Origin of the sequence: Bradyrhizobium ivorense, from assembly GCF_900696085.1 — a bacterium.
GTDB classification, from domain to species: Bacteria; Pseudomonadota; Alphaproteobacteria; order Rhizobiales; family Xanthobacteraceae; genus Bradyrhizobium; species Bradyrhizobium ivorense.
Window position 1 is genome coordinate 77,352 of sequence record NZ_CAADFC020000020.1, and the last position, 20,085, is coordinate 97,436.

At 65.8% G+C, this 20,085-nt stretch carries 21 protein-coding genes; 11 read left to right on the forward strand and 10 right to left on the reverse strand.

The genetic code is table 11. The features are described from left to right. Positions 1–3 precede the first annotated feature (3 nt). The 7 genes from CI41S_RS26670 (at position 4) to CI41S_RS26700 (ending at position 8,136) form a co-directional block, all read left to right on the forward strand. On the forward strand, positions 4–969 hold the full coding sequence (locus tag CI41S_RS26670) for a sugar-binding protein (protein ID WP_139862320.1): 966 nt from the start codon (positions 4–6) through the stop codon (positions 967–969). A 62-nt stretch (positions 970–1,031) separates the two neighbouring features. Further along, positions 1,032–2,573: a sugar ABC transporter ATP-binding protein gene (locus tag CI41S_RS26675; RefSeq protein ID WP_139862321.1), complete on the forward strand. Its 1,542-nt coding sequence runs from the start codon at positions 1,032–1,034 to the stop codon at positions 2,571–2,573. Then, positions 2,570–3,631: an ABC transporter permease gene (locus CI41S_RS26680; protein WP_139862322.1), complete on the forward strand. Its 1,062-nt coding sequence runs from the start codon at positions 2,570–2,572 to the stop codon at positions 3,629–3,631. Before CI41S_RS26675 ends, CI41S_RS26680 begins: the two co-directional genes overlap by 4 nt. 178 nt (positions 3,632–3,809) lie before the next feature. Further along, positions 3,810–5,126, forward strand: a complete 1,317-nt coding sequence (locus tag CI41S_RS26685; protein WP_430650046.1) for a carbohydrate porin — start codon at positions 3,810–3,812, stop codon at positions 5,124–5,126. Positions 5,127–5,232: 106 nt separating this feature from the next. Continuing rightward, a complete protein-coding gene (locus tag CI41S_RS26690) occupies positions 5,233–6,027 on the forward strand; it encodes an ATP-binding cassette domain-containing protein (protein ID WP_139862324.1) in 795 nt (264 codons plus the stop codon). Beyond that, the gene (locus CI41S_RS26695; protein ID WP_172628205.1) at positions 6,027–7,109 is read left to right on the forward strand and encodes an ABC transporter permease; all 1,083 of its coding nucleotides are present in this window, start codon (positions 6,027–6,029) and stop codon (positions 7,107–7,109) included. Before CI41S_RS26690 ends, CI41S_RS26695 begins: the two co-directional genes overlap by 1 nt. Positions 7,110–7,203: 94 nt before the next feature. Beyond that, the gene (locus CI41S_RS26700; RefSeq protein WP_139862326.1) at positions 7,204–8,136 is read left to right on the forward strand and encodes a sugar-binding protein; all 933 of its coding nucleotides are present in this window, start codon (positions 7,204–7,206) and stop codon (positions 8,134–8,136) included. Between the two features lie 84 nt (positions 8,137–8,220). Here the strand turns inward: CI41S_RS26700 and CI41S_RS26705 are convergent, their stop codons facing one another. The 4 genes from CI41S_RS26705 to CI41S_RS26720 all read right to left on the reverse strand — a co-directional run bounded on the left by CI41S_RS26705 (position 8,221) and on the right by CI41S_RS26720 (position 12,429). Then, on the reverse strand, positions 8,221–9,246 hold the full coding sequence (locus tag CI41S_RS26705; RefSeq protein WP_139862327.1) for an aspartate-semialdehyde dehydrogenase: 1,026 nt from the start codon (positions 9,244–9,246) through the stop codon (positions 8,221–8,223). 297 nt (positions 9,247–9,543) lie between these two features. Then, positions 9,544–10,203 carry a PepSY domain-containing protein gene (locus CI41S_RS26710; RefSeq protein WP_244626707.1) on the reverse strand — a complete coding sequence of 220 codons (660 nt, stop codon included), beginning with the start codon at positions 10,201–10,203 and terminating at the stop codon, positions 9,544–9,546. Positions 10,204–10,452: 249 nt separating this feature from the next. Continuing rightward, the gene (locus CI41S_RS26715) at positions 10,453–11,202 is read right to left on the reverse strand and encodes a TetR/AcrR family transcriptional regulator (RefSeq protein WP_139862328.1); all 750 of its coding nucleotides are present in this window, start codon (positions 11,200–11,202) and stop codon (positions 10,453–10,455) included. Positions 11,203–11,298: 96 nt separating this feature from the next. Next, positions 11,299–12,429, reverse strand: a complete 1,131-nt coding sequence (locus CI41S_RS26720) for a patatin-like phospholipase family protein (RefSeq protein ID WP_139862329.1) — start codon at positions 12,427–12,429, stop codon at positions 11,299–11,301. A gap of 240 nt (positions 12,430–12,669) precedes the next feature. Here CI41S_RS26720 and tgt point away from each other — a divergent pair, with 240 nt between their 5' ends. Then, positions 12,670–13,815 carry a tRNA guanosine(34) transglycosylase Tgt gene (tgt, locus tag CI41S_RS26725; protein WP_139862330.1) on the forward strand — a complete coding sequence of 382 codons (1,146 nt, stop codon included), beginning with the start codon at positions 12,670–12,672 and terminating at the stop codon, positions 13,813–13,815. Positions 13,816–13,824: 9 nt separating this feature from the next. Here tgt and CI41S_RS26730 read toward each other — a convergent pair whose 3' ends face one another. Next, positions 13,825–14,040 carry a hypothetical protein gene (locus CI41S_RS26730; protein WP_139862331.1) on the reverse strand — a complete coding sequence of 72 codons (216 nt, stop codon included), beginning with the start codon at positions 14,038–14,040 and terminating at the stop codon, positions 13,825–13,827. 229 nt (positions 14,041–14,269) lie between these two features. On the opposite strand from CI41S_RS26730, the gene cysK reads away from it, so the two are divergent. Then, a complete protein-coding gene (gene cysK / locus CI41S_RS26735; RefSeq protein ID WP_139862332.1) occupies positions 14,270–15,244 on the forward strand; it encodes a cysteine synthase A in 975 nt (324 codons plus the stop codon). A 3-nt stretch (positions 15,245–15,247) separates the two neighbouring features. Next, positions 15,248–15,487, forward strand: a complete 240-nt coding sequence (locus CI41S_RS26740) for a BrnA antitoxin family protein (protein WP_139483442.1) — start codon at positions 15,248–15,250, stop codon at positions 15,485–15,487. Between the two features lie 64 nt (positions 15,488–15,551). On the opposite strand, the gene CI41S_RS26745 is transcribed toward CI41S_RS26740, so the two are convergent. Then, entirely contained in the window at positions 15,552–16,430 is an 879-nt protein-coding gene (locus tag CI41S_RS26745) for a DMT family transporter (RefSeq protein ID WP_139862365.1), read from the reverse strand. Positions 16,431–16,574: 144 nt separating this feature from the next. On the opposite strand from CI41S_RS26745, the gene CI41S_RS26750 reads away from it, so the two are divergent. Further along, positions 16,575–16,970 (forward strand): RidA family protein, encoded by a 396-nt coding sequence (locus CI41S_RS26750; RefSeq protein ID WP_139862333.1) that lies wholly within the window; start codon positions 16,575–16,577, stop codon positions 16,968–16,970. 73 nt (positions 16,971–17,043) lie between these two features. Here the strand turns inward: CI41S_RS26750 and CI41S_RS26755 are convergent, their stop codons facing one another. The 4 genes from CI41S_RS26755 to CI41S_RS26770 form a co-directional block, all read right to left on the reverse strand. After that, positions 17,044–17,421, reverse strand: a complete 378-nt coding sequence (locus tag CI41S_RS26755) for a hypothetical protein (RefSeq protein ID WP_139862367.1) — start codon at positions 17,419–17,421, stop codon at positions 17,044–17,046. A gap of 133 nt (positions 17,422–17,554) precedes the next feature. Beyond that, on the reverse strand, positions 17,555–17,890 hold the full coding sequence (locus tag CI41S_RS26760) for a hypothetical protein (RefSeq protein ID WP_139862366.1): 336 nt from the start codon (positions 17,888–17,890) through the stop codon (positions 17,555–17,557). Positions 17,891–18,079: 189 nt separating this feature from the next. Next, a complete protein-coding gene (locus CI41S_RS26765) occupies positions 18,080–18,676 on the reverse strand; it encodes a formyltransferase family protein (protein WP_139862334.1) in 597 nt (198 codons plus the stop codon). Between the two features lie 104 nt (positions 18,677–18,780). After that, positions 18,781–20,070 carry a hemolysin family protein gene (locus CI41S_RS26770; RefSeq protein WP_139862335.1) on the reverse strand — a complete coding sequence of 430 codons (1,290 nt, stop codon included), beginning with the start codon at positions 20,068–20,070 and terminating at the stop codon, positions 18,781–18,783. Positions 20,071–20,085 lie beyond the last annotated feature (15 nt).

The following is a 20,085-nucleotide window of genomic DNA, read 5'->3' on the forward strand; positions in this document are numbered from 1 at the left end:
CTCATGAAGGGCCCAATGAAGAAATTGATCCTGCCTGTCCTGGCGAGCGCAGCCGCGCTTGCGATGGCCACGGGCGTGGCGCAGGCGCAGCAGAAAAAGACCATCGCGCTGGTGACCAACGTCCCCGCCGACTTCTGGACCATCGCCGGCCGCGGGCTGGAGAAGGCGCAGAAGGAGCACCCGGACTATAAGATCGAGCTGATCGTCACCAACGAAGGCACCGCGGCGGGCCAGCGGCGCGAGCTCGACGACCTCCTGGTGCGCGGCGTCGCCGGCATCTCCATCTCGGTCGACGATGCGCCGCATGCAACCGAACAGCTCAACAAGGTTGCGGCCAAGACCGTGCTGATCACGACGGACAGCGACGCGCCGCAGAGCAATCGCCTCGCCTATATCGGCACCGACAACGTCGCTGCCGGGCGGCAGGCCGGCGAGGAGATCAAGAAGGCGCTGCCGAATGGCGGCAAGATCGCGCTGTTCGTCGGCACGATGGACGCCGACAACGCCCGCGAGCGGGTGCAGGGCATCAAGGAATCGATCGCCGGCACCAAGGTCGAGCTGGTCGACGTGTTCACCGACCAGGTCGACTTCGCCAAGGCCAAGGCGAACATGGAGAACGTGCTGGTCAAATATCCCGACATTGCGCTGATGTCCGGGCTGTGGAGCTACGAGACGCCGCTGATCTATGACGCCGTGAAGGCGTCGGGCAGGGCCGGCAAGGTCAAGATCGTCGGCTTCGACGAGGACCAGCGCACGCTGCGCGGCATCTCCGACGGCACCATCGAATCCACGGTCGTGCAGCAGCCGTACGAGTTCGGCTACCTCTCCGCCACCAACATCATCAAGACGCTGAACGGCGACAAGTCCTGGATCCCGGCGGACAAGAAGCTGATCGTCCCGACCAAGGTGATCAGCAAGACCAACGTCGCCGAGTTCGCCGCATCCCTGAAGGACCTGCTGAAGAAGTGACTTCAGCGTGCTTCACCGCCCGGCCGCCCCAGGCGGCCGGGCGCTGTGCCGGAGGACCACGAATGGCCGAGACGTTGCTGGAGCTCGCGGGGATCAGCAAGACCTATCCCGGTGTCCGGGCGCTCGACAATGTCAGCCTGCGCGTCTGCCGCGGCGAGGTGCTCGGCTTGATCGGCGAGAACGGCGCCGGCAAGTCGACGCTGATGCGCGTCCTCGGCGGCGTGGTCGCGCCGAGCGAGGGCGTGATCCGGATCGGCGGCATCGACCACGCCGAGATGACGGTGACCGAGGCAACGCGATGCGGCATCGCCTTCGTGCACCAGGAATTGAACCTGTTCGAGAATCTCGACGTCGCGGCCAACGTCTTCATCGGCCGCGAGCCGCTGACCGGCGGCCCCTTGAGGCTGGTCGACAACGCCGAGATGCGCGCCCGCGTGACGCCGCTGCTGCAGCGGCTCGGCGCCGATTTCACGCCAAACACGCTGGTCGAAAACCTGTCGATCGCGGAGCGCCAGATGGTGGAGATCGCCAAGGCGCTCTCGATCGACGCCCGCGTCATCATCATGGACGAGCCGACCTCCAGCCTGACGATTTCGGAGACCGAACGGCTGCTCGAGGTGATCGCCGACCTGAAGGCGCACGGCATCTCGGTGATCTACATCTCGCACCGGCTCGGCGAGATCATGACCTGCGCCGACCGCGTCGTGGTGCTGCGCGACGGACGCACGGTGGGCGAGCTCGCGCGCGACGAGCTGAGCCACGCCGCCATGATCCGGTTGATGATCGGCCGCGACCTCAAGGCGCTGTACACGCCGCCGAAGCGGCCGGCGCAGCCGGGCGGCTGCGACATCGCCGGCGTCGTGACGACCGCCTTTCCCGACCGCCAGATCGACCTTTCGGTGCGCCGCGGCGAGATCCTCGGCCTCGCCGGGCTGGTCGGCGCCGGCCGCACCTCGCTGGCCCGTGCGGTGTTCGGCATCGACCCGCTGCTCGGCGGTGAGATCAGGATCGACGGTGCGCCGGTCGGTGTCGCCTCGCCGCGCGATGCGATCCGGCAGGGGATCTACCTGGTGCCGGAGGACCGCAAGAAATCCGGGCTGGTGCTGGAATTGCCGATCCGGGAGAACGTGACGCTCGCGAACCTGCTGGGCCATGCGTGGATGTGGCTGATCCATGGCACATCCGAGCGCAAGGTGGCGCAGGACCAGGCGCGGCGCCTGTCCATCAAGGCGCCGAGCATCGATATCGAGGCCGTGACGCTCTCCGGCGGCAACCAGCAGAAGGTCGTGCTCGGCAAATGGCTGTCGATGCAGCCGCGCGTGATGTTCTTCGACGAGCCGACCCGCGGCATCGATGTCGGCGCCAAGAGCGAGATCTACGCGCTGATGCGCGAGCTCGCCGACCAGGGCGTCGCGATCGTGATGATCTCCTCGGACATGGAGGAGGTGATCGGCGTCTCCGACCGCGTCGCCGTGATGCATGAGGGCGCCGTCAGCGGCGTGCTCGAGCGCGCGCAATTCAGCGAATACAACGTGCTGCGGCTGGCGATCGGGCAGCAGCTGGAGACCCAGGCGCTGGAAACCATGGAAGCCGCTGCGACATGATGAAGAAAGAACTCGGCCTGTTCCTGCTGCTTGCGGTGATCTCCGCCATAACAGGCGCGATCAATCCGGCGTTCCTGTCGGTGGTGAACCTGTTGAACATGGCCAATCTGATCGGCCTGTTCGGCGTGTTCGCGCTGGGCGAGGGGCTGGTGATCATCACCGGCGGCATCGATCTTTCGCTCGGCTCGATGTTCGCGCTGCTCGGCGTCATCTTCGTCGACCTGCTGGTGACCTATCAGGTCGACTGGCCGCTCGCGCTGCTGCTGGTCCTGCTCGGCGGGCTGGTGCTGGGAGCCATCCAGGGTTTCCTGATCACCCGGCTGAAGATGCAGCCCTTCATCGTGACGCTGTGCGGGCTGCTGATCTATCGCGGCGCGGCGCGCTACTATACCAGCGACTCGACCCGCGGCTTCGGCTACGGCGATGAGGCCAGTACGCTGGGCAGTATCGCCTCCGGCAATGTCGCGGGCATCCCGAACACCTTCATCTTCCTGATCGTCCTCGCGTTGATCCTCTGGGTGCTGCTGCACCGCTCGGTCTACGGCCGCTGGCTCTATGCCGTCGGCAAGAACGAGGAGGCGGCGCGGTTCTCAGGCATCAACACCAACGTCGTGATCGCGACCGCCTACATCATCAGCGGCGGGCTCGCCGGCGTCTCCACCGTGTTGTTCGTGTTCTACACCAACTCGGTCTCGCCGAGCTCTTTCGGCAATTTCTACGAGCTCTATGCCATCGCGGCTGCCGTGCTCGGCGGCTGCAGCCTGCGCGGCGGCGAGGGCTCGATTCTCGGGATCGTGCTGGGGACGGCGCTGCTGCAGGTGCTGCAGAACCTCGTCAACATCCTCGGCATTCCCAATTCGCTGAACTTCGCGGTGATGGGGACGGTGATCCTGGTCGGCGTGCTGGCGGATCAGCAATTGCAGAGCCGCCGGCGGCGCAAGGCGGCGCTGGCCGGCCTCGCCCGCAAGGCGCCGAAATCGACACATGTGCAGGGAAACCACAGCACAACACCGCGCGGCGCGGCCGCGTTGTCTGCGACAACGGACGAACAGAGATGACAGCTTCATGCTCCGGTTGACACACGGTCGCTGCGTCAGCGGCTGAAATCGGCGCGTGCTGAGACGGGGGCACGTTCCAGCTCGTGGGCTTGGGCAGGAACGTGATGCAAAACAGACAAAGCCTGGGGAAGCTGGAAGGACTACGAAAATGTTGCACTGGTCTGTGACCGCCGCACGCATGTGCGGCGCAGGGATACTATTGTCTTTGCTCAGCGGTGGAGCACATGCGGCCGATCTCATGACGAAGGCTCCGCCGATCCCTTATGCCGAGACCGACGATTTCTGGACGAGACCGTATCTGTTCGGCGATCTCGGCAGGACGCAGTTGAAGGAACGCGGCATCTCGCTGGCGCTGACGCTGGGTGACGAAGCGGTCGGCAACCTCTCGGGCGGCAACAGGAACACCGCGACCCAGGCCGGGCAGCTGTTCTTCCAGGCCAAGTTCGATATGGCCAAGCTGGCCGGCATCCAGGGTGGCCTCGTCGGCCTCACGCTGGTCGACCGCTTCGGCCACAACCTGAATGACGAAGCAGGCATTCCGGCCCTGCAGCTGACCAACGAAGTGTTCGGCCGCGGCAACATCCTGCGCCTGACCGAGCTCTACTACTCGCAGAAGCTGTTCGATGGCCAACTCGAACTGAAGGGCGGCCGCCTTCCGGTCGGCTCCGACTTCTTCTTCGGCCTGTGCGAGTTCATCAATCTGACCTTCTGCGGCGGCCAGCCCGGCAACATCCAGGGCGGCTACATCTACAACTGGCCGGTGAGCCAGTGGGGCGGTGTGGTCCACTACAACTTTGCCAAGGGATTCCAGCTGTCGGTCGGCGTCTACGACGCCAATTCGAACTATCTGACGACGACAGACCCCACCACTTACTTCCTGCCGGGCGTGCCGAACTCGAATCCCGCCGCCGGCGTGCTGGTGCCGGTCGAATTGGTCTGGGCGCCGAGCGGCCCGCTGGACGGCACCTGGCGGTTCGGTGGCTGGTATGACAGCGCATCCTCGATCGACGGCGGCCTTCCGGGCATTCTGGCGATTGTCCCGGGCAGCAATGGGGGCCCGGACCAGAACATCGGAGATCAACGCGGCCGCTACGGCATCTATGAATCGATCCTGCAGCGGCTGACCGTCGACGGTCCCGACGCGCAGGGTTGGTACACCTTCCTCAATACGACCGTCGCCGATCACCGCACGTCTTATCAGGACTACCAGATCGCCCTGGGCTTCCGGCACACCGGCACGTTCAGCTGGCGCCCCAGGGACGAAGTCGGCTTTGCGGTGGGCACGACCCACGTGAACTCGGCGGCGCTGACCCCGAATGCCGGCGGCAACGAAGTCCCGATCGAAGCCTGGTACGGCTGGCAGGCGACCGGCTGGATGAACCTCAAGTTCGACGCCCAGTACGTGATCAATCCCGGCGGGCGCGGCTATAATGCCGCCGGCGTCAAGACGAGCAATGCTTGGGTGCTCGGCATCCGCACGCTGGTGCACTTCTGATGCGACGGCTGGCTGCCCGGGTCACGGCAATGAACGACGGCAACGCCAAAGCCGTGAGCATGCCCGCTCACGGCGCCTCCTGTCGATCGTTTGAGCGAGGACCGCGATGGTAACCTCTCAAGCTGCCGGGCAGCCAGCCCTGGACAAATCGGCATTGAACCAGCCCGTGCTGGAGTTGAAGGGCATCGGCAAGGAGTTCGGCGCCATTCGCGCGCTGCACGATGTCGACCTGCGCGTCGCTCCCGGCGAGGTGGTCGGCCTGATGGGAGACAACGGCGCCGGCAAGTCGACGCTGGTCAAGATCATCGCCGGCAATTTCCCGCCGAGCCATGGCGAGATCCGCTTTGACGGCAGGACGGTGCATTTCGCCCGTCCGATCGATGCCCGCGCAGTCGGGATCGAGGTGGTCTACCAGGACCTCGCGCTCGCCGACAATCTCACGGCGGCCGCCAATGTCTTTCTCGGCCGCGAGCTCAAGCGCAAATTCGGTCCGTTCGCCTTGCTCGATCACAAGGCGATGGCGGCGCGTGCGCTGGAGCTGTTCGGCGAGCTGCGCTCGGAGACCCGTCCGCACGACCTCGTCAGGCAGATGTCGGGCGGCCAGCGGCAGGCGGTCGCGATCGCGCGGACGCGGCTCTCCAATGCCAAGCTCGTGATGATGGACGAGCCGACCGCGGCGATCTCGGTCCGCCAGGTCGAGCAGGTGCTGGGCCTGATCCATCGCCTGAAGGAGCAGGGCGTCGCGGTGATGCTGATCTCGCACCGCATGCCCGACGTGTTCGCGGTCTGCGATCGCGTCGTCGTCATGCGCCGCGGCGAGAAGCGCGCCGACAAGGCGATCGGCGACACCAGCCCGGAGGAGGTCACCTCCCTGATCACGGGCGCGAAGGAGGCTGCGTGATGGCCACGCCGCTGGAATCTCCCATCACCTTCAGCAATGTCGGCAAGGCCCGATGGTGGCAGAGCGGCCTGTTTGCCTCGCAGACCGGCTACGTGCTGCTGGCGCTGGCGGTGCTGTTCGTGGTGATGAACTTCGCCAGCCCGTATTTCTTCACCCAGGGCAACATGCAGAATGTCGCGAAGAACTTTTCGTTCATCGCGATCGCCACGCTCGGCGTCACCCTCGTCATCATCATCGGCGGCATCGATCTCTCGGTCGGCTCGATGATGTGCTTCTCCGCGATGATCACCTCGATGGTGATGACGCAGCTCTCGACCCCGGGCGCGCCCGGCGCGGAGTGGTTCGTGCATCTCGCCGACGACGGCAAGACGGTGATCGCCAATTTGCCCGGTCTGATCCTGCTGATCTCGGTCCTGGCAGGGCTCGGCGTCGCGCTGATCGTCGGCCTCGTCAACGGCTTCTGCATCGCGGTGCTCGGGCTGTCGCCGTTCGTCACCACGCTCGGCATGCTCTCGATCGTGCGCGGCCTCGGCTATGTCGTTTCCAACGGCCGCGGCAGTTTTCCCGGTGGTCCCGACGCGGATTATTTCTACGCGCTGACGTCGGGCGTCGTGTTCGGCATGCCGGCGCCGTTCATTTACCTCGTGGTGCTCGCGGTGGCGATGGCGGTCGTGCTGCATCACACCGGTTTCGGCCGCCACGTCTTCGCCATCGGCGGCAATGAGAAGGCCGCCGCGCTGACTGGCATCCCGGTGGTCCGGGTCAAGATCGAGGTCTACGTGATCTGCGCCCTCGCGGCGGGGCTGCAGGGCATCATCGTCTCCGGCTGGCTGGGCTCCGCGCCGGCCAACATGGCGACCTCCTACGAGCTCAACGTGATCGCGGCCGCCGTGATCGGCGGCGCCAATCTTGCCGGCGGCATCGGCGGTCCGCTCGGCGCCATCGTCGGCTGCATGCTGCTCGAGGTGATCCGCAACGGCCTCGTGCTGGCGCAGGTCAACTCGTACTGGCAGCAAGCATTGGTGGGCGTGATCATCATCGCGGCGGTGCTGGTCGATCGCGTCCGCTCCCGCATGGCTTGAACCATTTGCTCCGGGAGGATCGCGACATGATCGCCTATCCGCCTCCCGAGGCCGCTGACGTCAAGGATGGGCGCAAAAAATGTGGAGGGAAGCGATGAGGAAGACACTTTTTGCCGCCGTGGCCGTTGCCATGATGGCCACACCGGCGTTGGCGCAGAGCTACAAGTTCGTGATCGTGCCCAAGGCCATGAACAATCCGTTCTTCGATTTCGCGCGCGACGGCTGCCTGAAGCGCGCCAAGGAGCTCGGCAACATCGAATGCATCTACAAGGGTCCGGTCGAGCACGAGCCGGCCACGCAGGCGCAGATCATTCAGGATTTCGTCACCCAGAAGGTCGACGGCCTCGCGATCTCGGTTGCCGACGTCGCCGCGATGACCAAGTCGATCGCGGCGGCGTCCGCGGCGGGCATTCCCGTCATCACCTTCGACTCGGACGCGCCCGGCTCGAAGCGGATTGCCTATATCGGCACCAACAACAAGGAATTCGGCACGGCGCTCGGCAAGCAATTGCTGAAGCTGCGGCCCGACGGCGGCAAATACGCCATGATCTCCGGCGGGCCGGGTGCGGAGAACCTTGCCGAGCGCGTCAATGGCGTGCGTGAAGCGCTCAAGGGTTCGAAGTGGAGCGAGGTGCCGGGCTCGCCGAGCTTCTGCAACGACGACCCCGCGCTCGGCGTGCAGCAGATGACCGATCTGCGCACCGCAACGCCCGACCTCGCGGCGATCATCCCGGTTGGCGGCTGGCCGATGTTCGCGCCGGAAGGTTTCAAGGCGTTCGCCAGCAAGAGCAAGAAGGATATCGACGCCGGCAAGTTCACGCTCGTCGTCGCCGATACGCTCAGGATGCAGCTCGAACTGCTCAAGGAGGGTTATGCCAATGGCCTGGTCGGCCAGCGGCCGTTCGAGATGGGCGAGAAAGCGATGGATACGCTGCTTGCGATCAAGAAGGGCGAGAAGGTGTCTGACATCATCTACACCGGTCTCGACATCGTGACGAAGGAGAACGTCGCGAAAATGTTGAAGTAGGAGGTTCGCAGGGCCAACCTTGCCGCGCGACCTCCTCCGGTTCGGGAAGAGGCCGCGCGAGGAGGTTCACATGCGCGCTCGGCCTCACGCCATCGCGCGCTCGGGCAGCAGCTCGGCGATCTGCACTGCATTGAGCGCAGCGCCCTTGAGCAGTTGATCGGCCGCGACGAACATCGCGATCGAGTGTCCCGAGGGATCGCTGAGATCCTTGCGGATGCGGCCGACCAGCACGTCGTCCTGGCCGGAGGCGTCGACCGGCATCGGAAAGTAGTTCTTGGCGCGGTCGTCGACGATCCTGACGCCCGGCGCCCGCGCCATGATCGCGCGCACCTCGTCCTCGGTGATCGGCCGCTCGCATTCGAAGGTGATCGCCTCGCAATGCGCGCGCAGCACCGGCACGCGCACGCAGGTGACGCCGACCGCGATCGTCTCATCCTCGAAGATCTTGCGGGTCTCCTTGATGACCTTGGTCTCCTCGTCGTTGTAGCCGGTCTCCGGATCGATGGCGGTGTTGTGGTTGAACAGGTTGAACGCGAAGGGATGCGGCATCACCTTCGGCGCATAGACCTGTCCGTTGAGATGGGCGCGGGTGGATTCGACGAGCTCGTCCATCGCGGCTGCTCCCGCGCCGCTGGCGGCCTGGTAGGTCGAGATGATCACGCGCTTGATGCGGTTCTTCTGATGGATCGGCCACAGCGGCACCAGCGCGGTGATCGCGGCGCAGTTCGGGTTTGCGATGATGCCCTTGTGATCACGGATGCGGTTCGCGTTGATCTCGGGGATGACAAGCGGCACGTTCGGATCCATCCGGAAGGCCGAGGAATTGTCGACCACGACGGCGCCGGACTTCACCGCAAGCGGCGCGAACTTCTTGGAAATGCCGCTGCCGGCCGAGAACAATGCGATGTCGACGCCCTCGAAGGCGCGCTCGGTGAGCTCCTCGATCACGACAGGCTTGCCGCGGAAGTCGATGGTCTTGCCGGCGGAGCGGGCGCTCGCCAGCGCCTTCAGTCTGCCGACGCGGAAGCCGCGCTTGTCCATGGTGGCGATGAATTCGGCGCCGACGGCGCCGGTGACGCCGACAATCGCGACGACGGGATCGTTACTCACTGTGTTCTCCGTTTGAGTCTCGGTTGGGCATGATCTGATCGGAAAACCGGTTTCCACTTTTCCGGATCATGCTGTGTGCTGCAGGCAATAAAAAAGCCCCGGACCTTCATCAGCCGGGGCTTCGGGTAGAGATGATGCGGTTCGACCGACTACGCGCGCACGCCTCCCGAGGCCCCGGAGGGCTTGGTGGTTTTGGTCGTGCGTTTGGTCGCGCTGATCATGGGGCGGACTTATGCGGGAGAGATCGGCGGTCGTCAACGGCTTTTGGGCGAAATCCGGGCGGTGCCCCGGCCGGCATCAGCGCATGCGGCCGCCGGGCGGCTCCAGGATCACCTGTTTCAGATCGCTGCCGGCGACCACCACGATGACGAAATTCAGCTTGCCGCGTTCGCGGGTCAGGCCGCCGCTGATCGCCTTTCCGGAGGTCGCACGCTCGGCGACTTGCACCGCATCGGCCAGGCGGTGCCGGAGCGCCCTGAGCACGACGAGGTTGCCGCGGTCCTCACTGTCCAGCGAGGTGAGGGGCGAGGCGGCCTCGCTGCCGGACACGGCGCCGGTCGTGGCGTCGATGGTGTGGCGCCAGACTCGATCGTGCTGCACGGTCTTGACCCGGTACACAGCGGTTTCCGCCGCGGCGTCGAAGCTGATATCGGCGGTCGTTGAGCCGGTGTGGAGTTTTTCTGCAATCGCCATCGCCTGACGCAACGAGATCTGGGCGGCCTGAAAACTGTCGAGCTCGCGGCGAACCTCGTGGGTGTCGAGCGCGGCCTCGTCTTCCTGGGCTTGAGGCAGGCCCGCAGCGGCATCCGTGGTCGCGATCGCATGGGCCGGCGCGGCAAATGGCAGGGACAGCAGCGCAATCGCAAACAGCCGGGTTCCAAGTGCCCAATACCCCAGCCTGCGCAGTCGTCCGGTCGTCATCATGGAACCCGTGCTCCGCGCGTCGCCCTCGCGCATCCAGGGGGCCGTGTCGGTGGAAATGCGCGGCCGACCTCTTAAGTAGAGGCCGGCCGCCGAACTCCAAGTCGGAGCGACGGCGACGGCTCCGCGACGGCGATCGAAGTTTGCTTAGGCGGCGCGAGACCCGAGGGGGCTGAGCAGGGATTCGCGCCTGTTATAACAAAACCATACGGTTTCGTTTTGTTTTGGTCAAGCCCAACTTATTGTGATGACGCGCGGGGCATCAGCATGTTCCTGTGGGAACCGTCAGCGCGGCGATCGGCGGCGGGGCTTGGTTGGATCCTTGCCGGCGTCGTGGAGCCGGTCCGGCGGGCCGACGGCCCCGGCCAGGAACAGCCGGATCGAGACCTCCATCCGCTGTTCGGCCGCCTCCAGCTCGAACGGGATGCCGAAGGTTGCCATGCGGTGGGCATGGCCGACCACCATGTTGAGGAAGGTCTCGGCCGCGATGGTGGTGTCCTCGAGGTCGAGTGCGCCGCTGTCGACCAGCTGATCGAAGAATTCGGCGGTGGTTGCGACCGCTTTCGACCAGCCTTCGTCGACCGCAAGCTTTGCCACCTCGGGAAAATTGATCGCCTGCGCGGTCAGGATCCGGCTGAACGCGATCGAGTCCGCGCTGCAATTCAGAATCAAGAGCTGGCGTCCGAGATCGATCAGCCGCTGCTCGACCGAACGATCGGATGCACTGTCGACCCGGATGTCAGACGCCGCCGCGGCCAGCGGGGCGAGCCAGCGCGCGATCTCACGCCGCAGCACCGCGGTGAACAGGCCGCGCTTGTCGCCATACTGCACGTAGACAGTCGGCTTGCTGACGCGGGCGGCCTCGGCCACCGCGTCGATCGAGGTGGCGTCGAAGCCGCGCTCGAGGAACAGGCGGGTGGCGACCTCGATCAGGCGCTGGTCGCGCTCGATCGCGGCGTCCCGGGTCGGCCGGCCGCCGCGCGACTTCGTCACGCTGCGCTTTGCTGCCCTGACCTTGGTTGCCGTCAATCCCATTGCCCTTCATCTCGTTGCACGCCGGACGGGCCACTTGTGGTCTATAACCCGCGGCGGCGGGATTCGTCCAACGCGGGGGCGTCCGTTGCCCACCGTTCACGGCGGCGTCGTGGTCCAGGCCCGGCCGGAAGCGGCCTTCTGGTAGCCGTACTGATACAGCGCGCGCATATAGGCGGTGTCGAACCCTGGCGTCTCCGGCGCGGGGTAGTCGCGCTCGATATAGGACAGGTGGAAGCCGAGCCGGTTGCGCCGGGCGAAATCGTAGGTCGAGAGAATGACGGAACGGGTCTGGGCCTGGGTGATCGCGGAAATGCTACGTGAGGCGACGTCGACGGTGGAGTTTGACACCAGCTCGAAATTTCCCTCGAGCTTCTTGTTGACGAGAATGTAGATGTTGAGGCGGCCGTTGGCCGGCCATCCGCGCTCGCGGAACAAGAGCGCGTCCGGCAGCGTCAGCACCGGTGCGGTGACGCCGCCGTCGACATGCATCTCCTGGAAGCGGCGGCCCTGGCCCTCGGCGTCGATCATGATCGGCGGAAACACCAGCGGGATGCTGGCGGAGGCCGCCATCACGTCACGAAACAGCTGCAGCGCCTCGGGCGTGCCGACGGCGGCGATCCGCCCCATGTCCCAGATCACTGTGCGCTGGGTGTCGAGATCGGTGGTGACGATCAGGAGCTTTCGGCCCCTGGCGTGCTCGCGCGCCACCTCATTGAGGATGTCCTGTCCGACATAGCGGGCAACCAGTTCGCGCAGCCGCTTGTTGCCGAACAGGCCGGAGCCGAACAGCACCCGCACGATGCTGGGATCCTGCAGCAGGCTTTCCGCGATGCCGGAGGTATAGACCTCCTTCAAGGTCTCGTCGTAGGCCGGACCGAGGAACGCAAACGGTGCAATTAGCCCACCGGTGCTGACGCCGGAGACGACGGAAAAGGCGGGACGGGTGCCGGCGGCGGTCCAGCCGTTGAGCACGCCAACGCCATAGGCGCCGTCGGCGCCGCCGCCGGAGAGCGCCAGATAGGTCGTGATGGCACGCGAGGGGATTTCCTTCTCGATGCGGAATTTCGTCGCCGGTTCATCCGCATAGCGCCGGAGCCCGTCGAGATCGAGCACGCGCGAACTGGCGGCGTCGGCCGCGGTGTAGGGCGTGCGCGGCAGCGAGCTGCAGGCCGCCAGTGCAAAGACGAGGCTGCAGAGCACGAGCAGCCGGAGCGCGCGGGCCGTCATCCGGTGGTCGGCGCTGATAGCCCTGACTTGGGGGAACATCGGATGCCGGGTGCTCTTCGCGGTGACGCTCGATGCAGCGGCCGGGCCGCCGCCATATTCTCGGCATAAAACGAAACGGTTTCGTTTTGTTTAACAAGACGTCGCGCCGGGTGCAAGCCTGGGTCCCTCTGCCGCGTTCACGAAGTCCGGCGTGCCTGTGCCGGGTTGATCACGCACGGGCGACACGCAATAAGCAGCCGCATGAGTCCTGCCAATCATCTTGCCAATCATTTCGAGTTGCTGGCCACCGACGGGGCCGCCCGCACCGGGCGCCTGACCACGCCGCATGGCGTGGTGCGGACGCCGGCGTTCATGCCGGTCGGCACCGCGGGCGCGATGAAGGGCATGCACTGGCGCGAGGTGCGTGATGCCGGCGCCGATATCGTGCTCGGCAACACCTACCATCTGATGCTGCGGCCGGGCGCCGAGCGGATCGCCGCGCTGGGCGGCCTGCAGCGGTTCACCGGCTGGGGCGGCCCGATGCTGACGGACTCCGGCGGCTTCCAGGTGATGTCGCTGTCGGAACTGCGCAAGGTGACCGAGCAGGCCGTGACGTTCCGCTCGCATATCGACGGCACCAAGCTCGAACTGTCACCGGAGCGCTCGATCGAGGTGCAGCGGCTGCTCGGCTCCGACATCGTGATGCAGATGGATGAATGTGTCCGGCTGCCGGCCGGGCACGCCGACATCGAGCGGGCGATGCAACTGTCGCTGCGCTGGGCCGAGCGTTCCAAGCGGGCGTTCGAGACGGCAGCGGACGACACCATGCTGTTCGGCATCGTGCAGGGCGGCGACGTGCCCGCGCTGCGGCATGTCAGCGCGCGGGGGCTCACCGAGATCGGCTTTCACGGCTACGCGATCGGCGGGCTCGCGGTCGGCGAGCCGCAGGCGGTGATGCTGTCGATGATCGACGAGACGGCCCCGGTGCTGCCGGCCGACCGGCCGCGCTATCTGATGGGCGTCGGCACGCCCGAGGACATGCTGGAAGCGGTGGCGCGCGGCGTCGACATGTTCGACTGCGTGATGCCGACCAGGAACGGGCGCCACGGCATGGCCTTCACCCGGTTCGGCCAGATCAACCTGCGCAACGCCCGCCACATCGACGATCCGCGTCCGCTGGACGAGGAGAGCCCGTGGCCGGCGGCGCGCAACTATTCGCGCGCCTATCTGCATCATCTCGTGCGCGCGGGCGAAACACTTGGGGCAATGCTGCTGTCCGAAATCAACGTCGCCTATTACCAGGAGCTGATGCAGGGCATACGCGCGGCGATCGCAAGCGGCACGTTCGAGGAATTCAAAATGCAAACGCGCGCCGGATGGGCGCGCGGTGACATCGCTCAGATGTGAGCTGTGTGATCAGTTGCACACGATCGGCTTCACCGAGTGTTTTGTCACAAAGCCGTAACCACAGGTGTCGCAGGTCCAGAGATAGCTGATCAGATTGTCACGAAGGTACGCGGACGCCTCGGCCGCGACCATCGAATCCGCACACACCGGGCAGGTCGGCAGATCGCTGCCGCGCGGATCGGGCTTAGACGCGACGGTCGACAGGATTTCAGCAAATGCTGGCATCGTGACCTCCTTTGCGTTCTGAGCTTCACTGACGAAAGTATATAGCCTGAATTGTTTGACCTTGTCGCAACACAAATGCGTTGGTTTGACGATATTTGTGCAGATTCTGATTTTGCGATGCAACGAAGAACGGATCAGCCGGTTGTCACTTGCGCCTCGTTGCCGCACTGCGTCTAATGCGCGAGAGCCACATCTTCCCCGCACATTTGGGCCCAAGGAGCCGCCGCTGATGGACGCGCCGTCGACAACGAGTGCACTGCAATCCGGACGCGGACGCGTCTTTGACTCCATCGTCGATGCGATCGGCAATACGCCGATTGTGCGCCTGCACAGACTGCCGCAGGCGGCTGGCGTCAACGCGACCATCCTCGCCAAGCTGGAATATTTCAATCCGGCGGCCAGCGTGAAGGACCGCATCGGCGCCGCGATGATCGTGGCGATGGAGAAGGCGGGCATCGTCAACGCCGACACCGTGCTGATCGAGCCGACCTCGGGCAATACCGGGATCGCGCTCGCCTATGTCGCGGCCTCGCGCGGCTACCGGCTGAAGCTGGTGATGCCGGAATCGATGTCGATCGAGCGGCGGCGGATGCTGGCCTTTCTCGGCGCCGAGATCGTGCTGACGCCGGCGGCGCAGGGCATGAAGGGCTCGATCGCGACCGCGGAAGAGCTGGTGCGCACGACGCCGAACGCGGTGATGCCGCAGCAGTTCAAGAACCTCGCCAATCCGGAAATCCATCGCCGCACCACCGCCGAGGAAATCTGGAACGACACCGGCGGCAACATCGACTATTTCGTCGCCGGCGTCGGCACCGGCGGCACCATCACCGGCGTCGGTCAGGTGCTCAAGCCGCGCAAGCCCTCGCTCAAGGTCGTCGCGGTGGAGCCCGAGGAAAGCCCGGTGCTGTCGGGCGGCCAGCACACGCCGCACAAGATCCAGGGCATCGGCGCCGGCTTCGTCCCCGACATCCTCGACCGCTCGGTGATCGACGAGATCATCAAGATCAACAGCGCGAGCGCGATCGAGACGTCACGTGCGCTGGCGCGCAGCGAGGGCATCCCCGGCGGCATTTCGTCCGGCGCTGCGATCGCCGCGGCCATGCAGATCGGCAAGCGGCCGGAGGCGGCCGGCAAAACCATCCTGGCGATTGTACCTTCATTCTCGGAGCGCTATCTCTCGACTGTGCTCTTCGAAGGAATCTGAGACATGCCCGATCAGCCCAGGCGACCGCGTACCCTGAACGACCCCCGCAGCGAGGCCGAAGCGGCCTTCAAGCGCGCCACCACCAAGGTCGCGGAGGCGCCGCCGAAGACCGTTGCGGTCCCCGGCGTGCGGGAGCAGGTCACGCTGCGGATCGACAAGGACGTGCTGGAGCACTTCCAGGAAGGCGGCCCCGGCTGGCAGGACCGCATCAACGCGGCACTCCGCAAGGCCGCGGGGAAGTAGCGCCATCGCAAACAAAAGGCCCGGGTCGATCCCGGGCCTGTTGCCGTCGCTGGCTTGCAAACCATCAGGTGCCGGCGCGGACCGGCACCCGAGCGCCCGGCCTCAGGTTCAGGAGGTTGCCGGTCAGGATCATCGCCGCGCCGAGCACCGTGAAGGCGTCGAGCCGCTCGGCATAGACCAGCCAGCCCATGATCGCGGTCAGCGGCACGCGCAGGAAATCCATCGGGATCACCACCGTGGCGTCGGCATGCAGCAGGGCGCGCGCCATGCAGTAGTGCGAGAAGGTGCCGCAGAACGCGATCACGGTGAGCCAGCCCCAGGTGGCGAGCGGCGGCCAGGTCCAGACGTAGAGGCCTGGCCCGAGGCTCGCCAGCGACTGCACCAAGAGCATCCAGAACATGATCGTCACCGTCTGCTCGGTCCGCGTCAGCAGCTTGACGACGGCGACCGAGACGCCGAAGCCCACGGCGGCGACGAGCGCGATCAACTGGCCGGGATTGATCGCGCCGGTCGCCGGCCGCACGATCACGAGCACGCCGATGAGGCCGAGCGCGATTGCCGTCATCTTCCACGCCGTCATGCGCTCGCCGAGGAAGCTGGCGGCAAGGATCGCGGTCCAGATCGGCATGGTAAACTCGATCGCGACCAGCTGGCCGATCGGGATCAGGGTCAGCGCATAGAACCAGCCGAGCTGTGCGGAGAAATGGATCAGGTTGCGCGTGATGTGCAGATGCACCCGCGCCGTTTTCAGAACCGCAAGGCCGCCGCTCATGGCGATCAGCGGCGACAGCATCACGAGGCCGAGGACGCCGCGAACCGCCATCAGCTGAAAGACGTTGACCTCGCGCGTCGCTTCGCGGCCGGCCACCGTCACGATCAGCATCAGTGCGAGCCAGCCGGACATCCACAGCGCGGCGCGGGTCTTTGAGGGCGTGCGATCCATGGCGGGAAGCAAGGTGAGGGGAGAGCCGGTATCGGCGAGCTGATACTGATTTGCAACGCGCAATTCTGCCGATGCGGATACGCCGTCCATGCGATCGGTGCTAAGCAGCCTCGAATGCCAAAAGGGTCAAAGGAGGATCTGCTCATGCGCGTGTTGCAACCGGCCGAATGGTCGAAACCCCGCGGCTTCTCGCACGGCGTCGCGTTCGACGGCCCCGGTAAATGGATCGTGCTGGCCGGCCAGACCGGCGGCGAGAACGGCGAGTACCAGCCCGACATGGCGGCGCAGGTCGGCACCGCGCTGAAGCGCATCGTCAAGCTGCTGGGCGAAGCCGGCGCGGGCCCGGAGCACATCGTGCGCCTGACCTGGTATCTCACCAGCCGCAGCGAATACGAGGCCGCGGGCGGTGGCATCGGCGCGGCCTGGAAGGAGACGCTGGGCCGCAATTTCCCGCCCTCGACGCTGCTCTACATCGACGGGCTGGTCGATCAGCGCGCCAAGGTCGAGATCGAGGTCACGGCGTTCGTGCCCGGCGCGTAAGGCCAGTTGCTGGATTCAGCCAATAAAAAAGCCCCCGGGCGCGGCCCGGGGGCTTTCTCGTCGGTGCAATCGATTACTTCGACAGCGAGATGTTGGCGCCGCGGAATTGGCTGTCGGCCCGGATCGAGACCGACTGCTTGTTGCCGCGGGTCTGCAGCGCGATGTTGGCGTTGAAGCCGGGGGCGCTGGCGAGAACCTGGAAGTTGCCGCCGCCGCCGCGCCCCTCGATCGAGCCGCTGACATTGCGGCTGGTCTCGCTCCAGGTGCCGCTCACCGCGTTGCCCTCGGCCTGCACGTCGGCGGCGAGGTTGAACTTGTAGGCGTCGCTGGCGCAGGTGAGGCCCATGGTCATCCGGGGGCCGGCGACATGGTAGGTCGCACGGCAGCGAATGCGCTCGCTGGAGCCGTCGTCCAGGGTGACCGAGCCGCCGCCGGACCAGGTGCCGGCCATGCCGGCGAACGGGCCGGACTGGGCGTGGCCGGTGCCGCTTGCGAGCGCCGTCACGAAAAACGCGACGGCTGCAAATGCAGGCCGCCGCGCCATCTCGAAAAATCTCTTGGCGAACAATCCTGGTGCGCTGATCTTACTGACGGGACGCTTCCCATCGGCCGCTGCACGGTACGCCAGCTGATGCCCCATTCCACTTCCCCGATCCGGATTTGCCACTGAGTTGACCGTTCGCATATGCACCATTGATCGAGACTCGCACAAGTCCCCCGCTGCCGACGGTGCCGGAGATCGCCGCGCCCTGCGCCGAGATCTTTCCTTCGCTGACGGTCACGGTCGAGCTGGTCGAGGGCTCGCAGCTGCCGGTCTTGGTGACCACAGTGACCTGCCAAAGGCCGTCATAGGGCTGCTGAGCGGAAACGGGAGCGGCGGCGACGACGGTCGCGGCGGCGGCCAACGAGGCCAAAAACATGTTGCGGATGCGGATCGGACGCATGAATCAATTTCCTGTCATTTAGGTGAGATGACACGGCTTATCCGGGCACAATGTGACCAGAATTTGGTGCGCCGCGGAACCGGAGAATGTTCCTGTGGATTCAAGCACATCATGGTGAATTTGGTTCCGGTCGCGGAACCGGTTTCGGCCCGCAGGTCACACAATTTAGTGCTTGCCGTCCAGACTGGGCGCCTTGGTGGCGAATTCCTCGTCCTGCGGCTCGGCGGGCAGGGTCTTGTGGGTCTTGGCGTGGTCGATGACCTGGGCGAGCAGGCGCAGGCCGAGCGGCGCCAGCGCACGCTCCCACAATTCGCGCGCGGTCTCGCCCTTCTTGACGAAGATCCAGTCCTGCGCCGCGATCGCGCCGGCATCCATCCGGTCGGCGAGGTGGTAGATGGTGCCGCCGGCGATCGGATCGCGCTCCTTGATGGTCCATTCCACCGCCGCGATGCCGCGGTGCCGCGGCAACAACGACGGATGGTAGCCGATGCCGCCGAGCCGGCTCGCGGCGAGGGCTTCCTTGCTGACGCGGGCATGGCTGTGGGCGGTCACGATCAGTTCGGTGCCCGGCGCGATCTCGGACGCCGCCACAATCTTCGGATTGGCCTGCACCACGACATCGAGGCCCGCGGCCCTGGCGGCCGCCGCCAGGCGGTCCTCGCCGTCATGGACCACGACCCTGGCGATTACGATGCCGTGGTCGCGCAGCATGTTCAGGGTCGTCACGCCGAAATGGCGGGAGCCGACAAGGGTAATTCGCATGGGATCCGTTCCGTGGGTTGGCCGGGAGGGTTATGCCGATAGCACAGTGGGGCTGTCCGTTTCGCTGTCCTGCCCGTTATCAACAGGACGGCCGGGAGGCAATGTCAGGCGGCTGGCTTGCGACTCGCCAGCACCTTGTCGATGCGCCTTCCGTCGAGATCGACGATCTCGAACTCCCAGCCCTGCGCCAGGGTTTTGGCGCCGACATCGGGGATCGCGCCGAACTCGTGCAGCAGAAATCCCGCCGCCGTCTGGTAGGGCCGCGGCGAGGGCAGCGCGACGCCGAGCAGCTCGCTGAACTCGAGCGCCGGCATCCAGCCCGAGATCAAATAGGAGCCGTCGTCGCGCCTGACATAGGCGGGTTCGGCGGGGCCCTGCTCGGTGTGGAAGGCGCCGACGATCGCCTCCAGAATGTCGGCGCTGGTGACGACGCCCTGGAAGGTGCCGTACTCGTCATGCACGAGGCCGATATGGACCGCGGAGTCGCGCAGGATCGCGACCACGTCGCGGGCGTCGACGGTCTCCGGGATGATCGGCGCATCGCGGGTCAGCGCGCGGACGTCGGGGGTCTGGCCGGCGAGATAGACGTCGAGCACGTCCTTGGCCTGCACGATGCCGAGCGCGTGGTCGCGGTTGCCGTCGAACACCACGCAGCGCGAGTGATTGCTCTTCTGCAGCGCCGCCAGGATGTCGGGGGCGGGGTCGGCGAGGTCGATCAGGCTGACCTCGTGGCGCGGCGTCATCACGGCGCCGACCGGCAGATCGCCGAGCCGCATCACGCCGGCGATCATCTCCTTCTCGCCGGGCTCCAGCACGCCGGCGTTCTCGGCCTCCACCACCAGCGTCTTGATCTCGTCCTCGCTGACGCGGTCCTGCGCATCGTCGCGATGGCCGAGCAGCCACAGCAAAAGCTTGCCGGAGCGATCCAGCAGCCATACGACCGGCAACGACAGCTTGGCCATCATCGTCATCGCCGGCGCCACCCGCACCGCGATCGACTCGGGATCGCGCAGCGCGATCTGCTTCGGCACCAGCTCGCCGACGATCAGCGAGGCATAGGTGATCACGCCGACCACGACGCCGACGCCGACCGCGTCGGCAAGGCTCGACGACATCCCGAACTCGAGCAGCCATGCCGACAGGCGCTGGCCGAGCGTCGCGCCGGAAAACGCGCCCGACAGCACGCCGATCAGGGTAATGCCGATCTGCACCGTGGAGAGAAATTTTCCGGGATCGGAGGCCAGCGCCAGCGCGCGGCGCGAGCCGCTGACGCCTTTCTCGACCAGCGCGGCGAGCCGCGCCGGGCGCGAGGACACGATGGCGAGCTCCGACATCGACAACAGACCGTTGACGACGATCAACACCGCCACGATCGCAAGTTCCAGATAAAGCACGGGAGTCCCTGAAGC

What these genes read in the sequence shown, in the direction of transcription:
- CI41S_RS26760 (WP_139862366.1), bottom strand. Translation starts at nt 17,890, where the DNA reads ATGTTTTTGGCCTCGTTGGCCGCCGCCGCGACCGTCGTCGCCGCCGCT.
- CI41S_RS26700 (WP_139862326.1), top strand. Translation starts at nt 7,204, where the DNA reads ATGAGGAAGACACTTTTTGCCGCCGTGGCCGTTGCCATGATGGCCACA.
- CI41S_RS26690 (WP_139862324.1), top strand. Translation starts at nt 5,233, where the DNA reads ATGGTAACCTCTCAAGCTGCCGGGCAGCCAGCCCTGGACAAATCGGCA.
- CI41S_RS26755 (WP_139862367.1), bottom strand. Translation starts at nt 17,421, where the DNA reads ATGGCCGGCACCTGGTCCGGCGGCGGCTCGGTCACCCTGGACGACGGC.
- CI41S_RS26695 (WP_172628205.1), top strand. Translation starts at nt 6,027, where the DNA reads ATGGCCACGCCGCTGGAATCTCCCATCACCTTCAGCAATGTCGGCAAG.
- CI41S_RS26715 (WP_139862328.1), bottom strand. Translation starts at nt 11,202, where the DNA reads ATGGGATTGACGGCAACCAAGGTCAGGGCAGCAAAGCGCAGCGTGACG.
- CI41S_RS26765 (WP_139862334.1), bottom strand. Translation starts at nt 18,676, where the DNA reads ATGCGAATTACCCTTGTCGGCTCCCGCCATTTCGGCGTGACGACCCTG.
- CI41S_RS26730 (WP_139862331.1), bottom strand. Translation starts at nt 14,040, where the DNA reads ATGCCAGCATTTGCTGAAATCCTGTCGACCGTCGCGTCTAAGCCCGAT.
- CI41S_RS26740 (WP_139483442.1), top strand. Translation starts at nt 15,248, where the DNA reads ATGCCCGATCAGCCCAGGCGACCGCGTACCCTGAACGACCCCCGCAGC.
- CI41S_RS26680 (WP_139862322.1), top strand. Translation starts at nt 2,570, where the DNA reads ATGATGAAGAAAGAACTCGGCCTGTTCCTGCTGCTTGCGGTGATCTCC.
- CI41S_RS26750 (WP_139862333.1), top strand. Translation starts at nt 16,575, where the DNA reads ATGCGCGTGTTGCAACCGGCCGAATGGTCGAAACCCCGCGGCTTCTCG.
- CI41S_RS26675 (WP_139862321.1), top strand. Translation starts at nt 1,032, where the DNA reads ATGGCCGAGACGTTGCTGGAGCTCGCGGGGATCAGCAAGACCTATCCC.
- CI41S_RS26670 (WP_139862320.1), top strand. Translation starts at nt 4, where the DNA reads ATGAAGGGCCCAATGAAGAAATTGATCCTGCCTGTCCTGGCGAGCGCA.
- tgt (WP_139862330.1), top strand. Translation starts at nt 12,670, where the DNA reads ATGAGTCCTGCCAATCATCTTGCCAATCATTTCGAGTTGCTGGCCACC.
- CI41S_RS26720 (WP_139862329.1), bottom strand. Translation starts at nt 12,429, where the DNA reads ATGACGGCCCGCGCGCTCCGGCTGCTCGTGCTCTGCAGCCTCGTCTTT.
- CI41S_RS26745 (WP_139862365.1), bottom strand. Translation starts at nt 16,430, where the DNA reads ATGGATCGCACGCCCTCAAAGACCCGCGCCGCGCTGTGGATGTCCGGC.
- CI41S_RS26710 (WP_244626707.1), bottom strand. Translation starts at nt 10,203, where the DNA reads ATGCGCGAGGGCGACGCGCGGAGCACGGGTTCCATGATGACGACCGGA.
- CI41S_RS26685 (WP_430650046.1), top strand. Translation starts at nt 3,810, where the DNA reads ATGTGCGGCGCAGGGATACTATTGTCTTTGCTCAGCGGTGGAGCACAT.
- cysK (WP_139862332.1), top strand. Translation starts at nt 14,270, where the DNA reads ATGGACGCGCCGTCGACAACGAGTGCACTGCAATCCGGACGCGGACGC.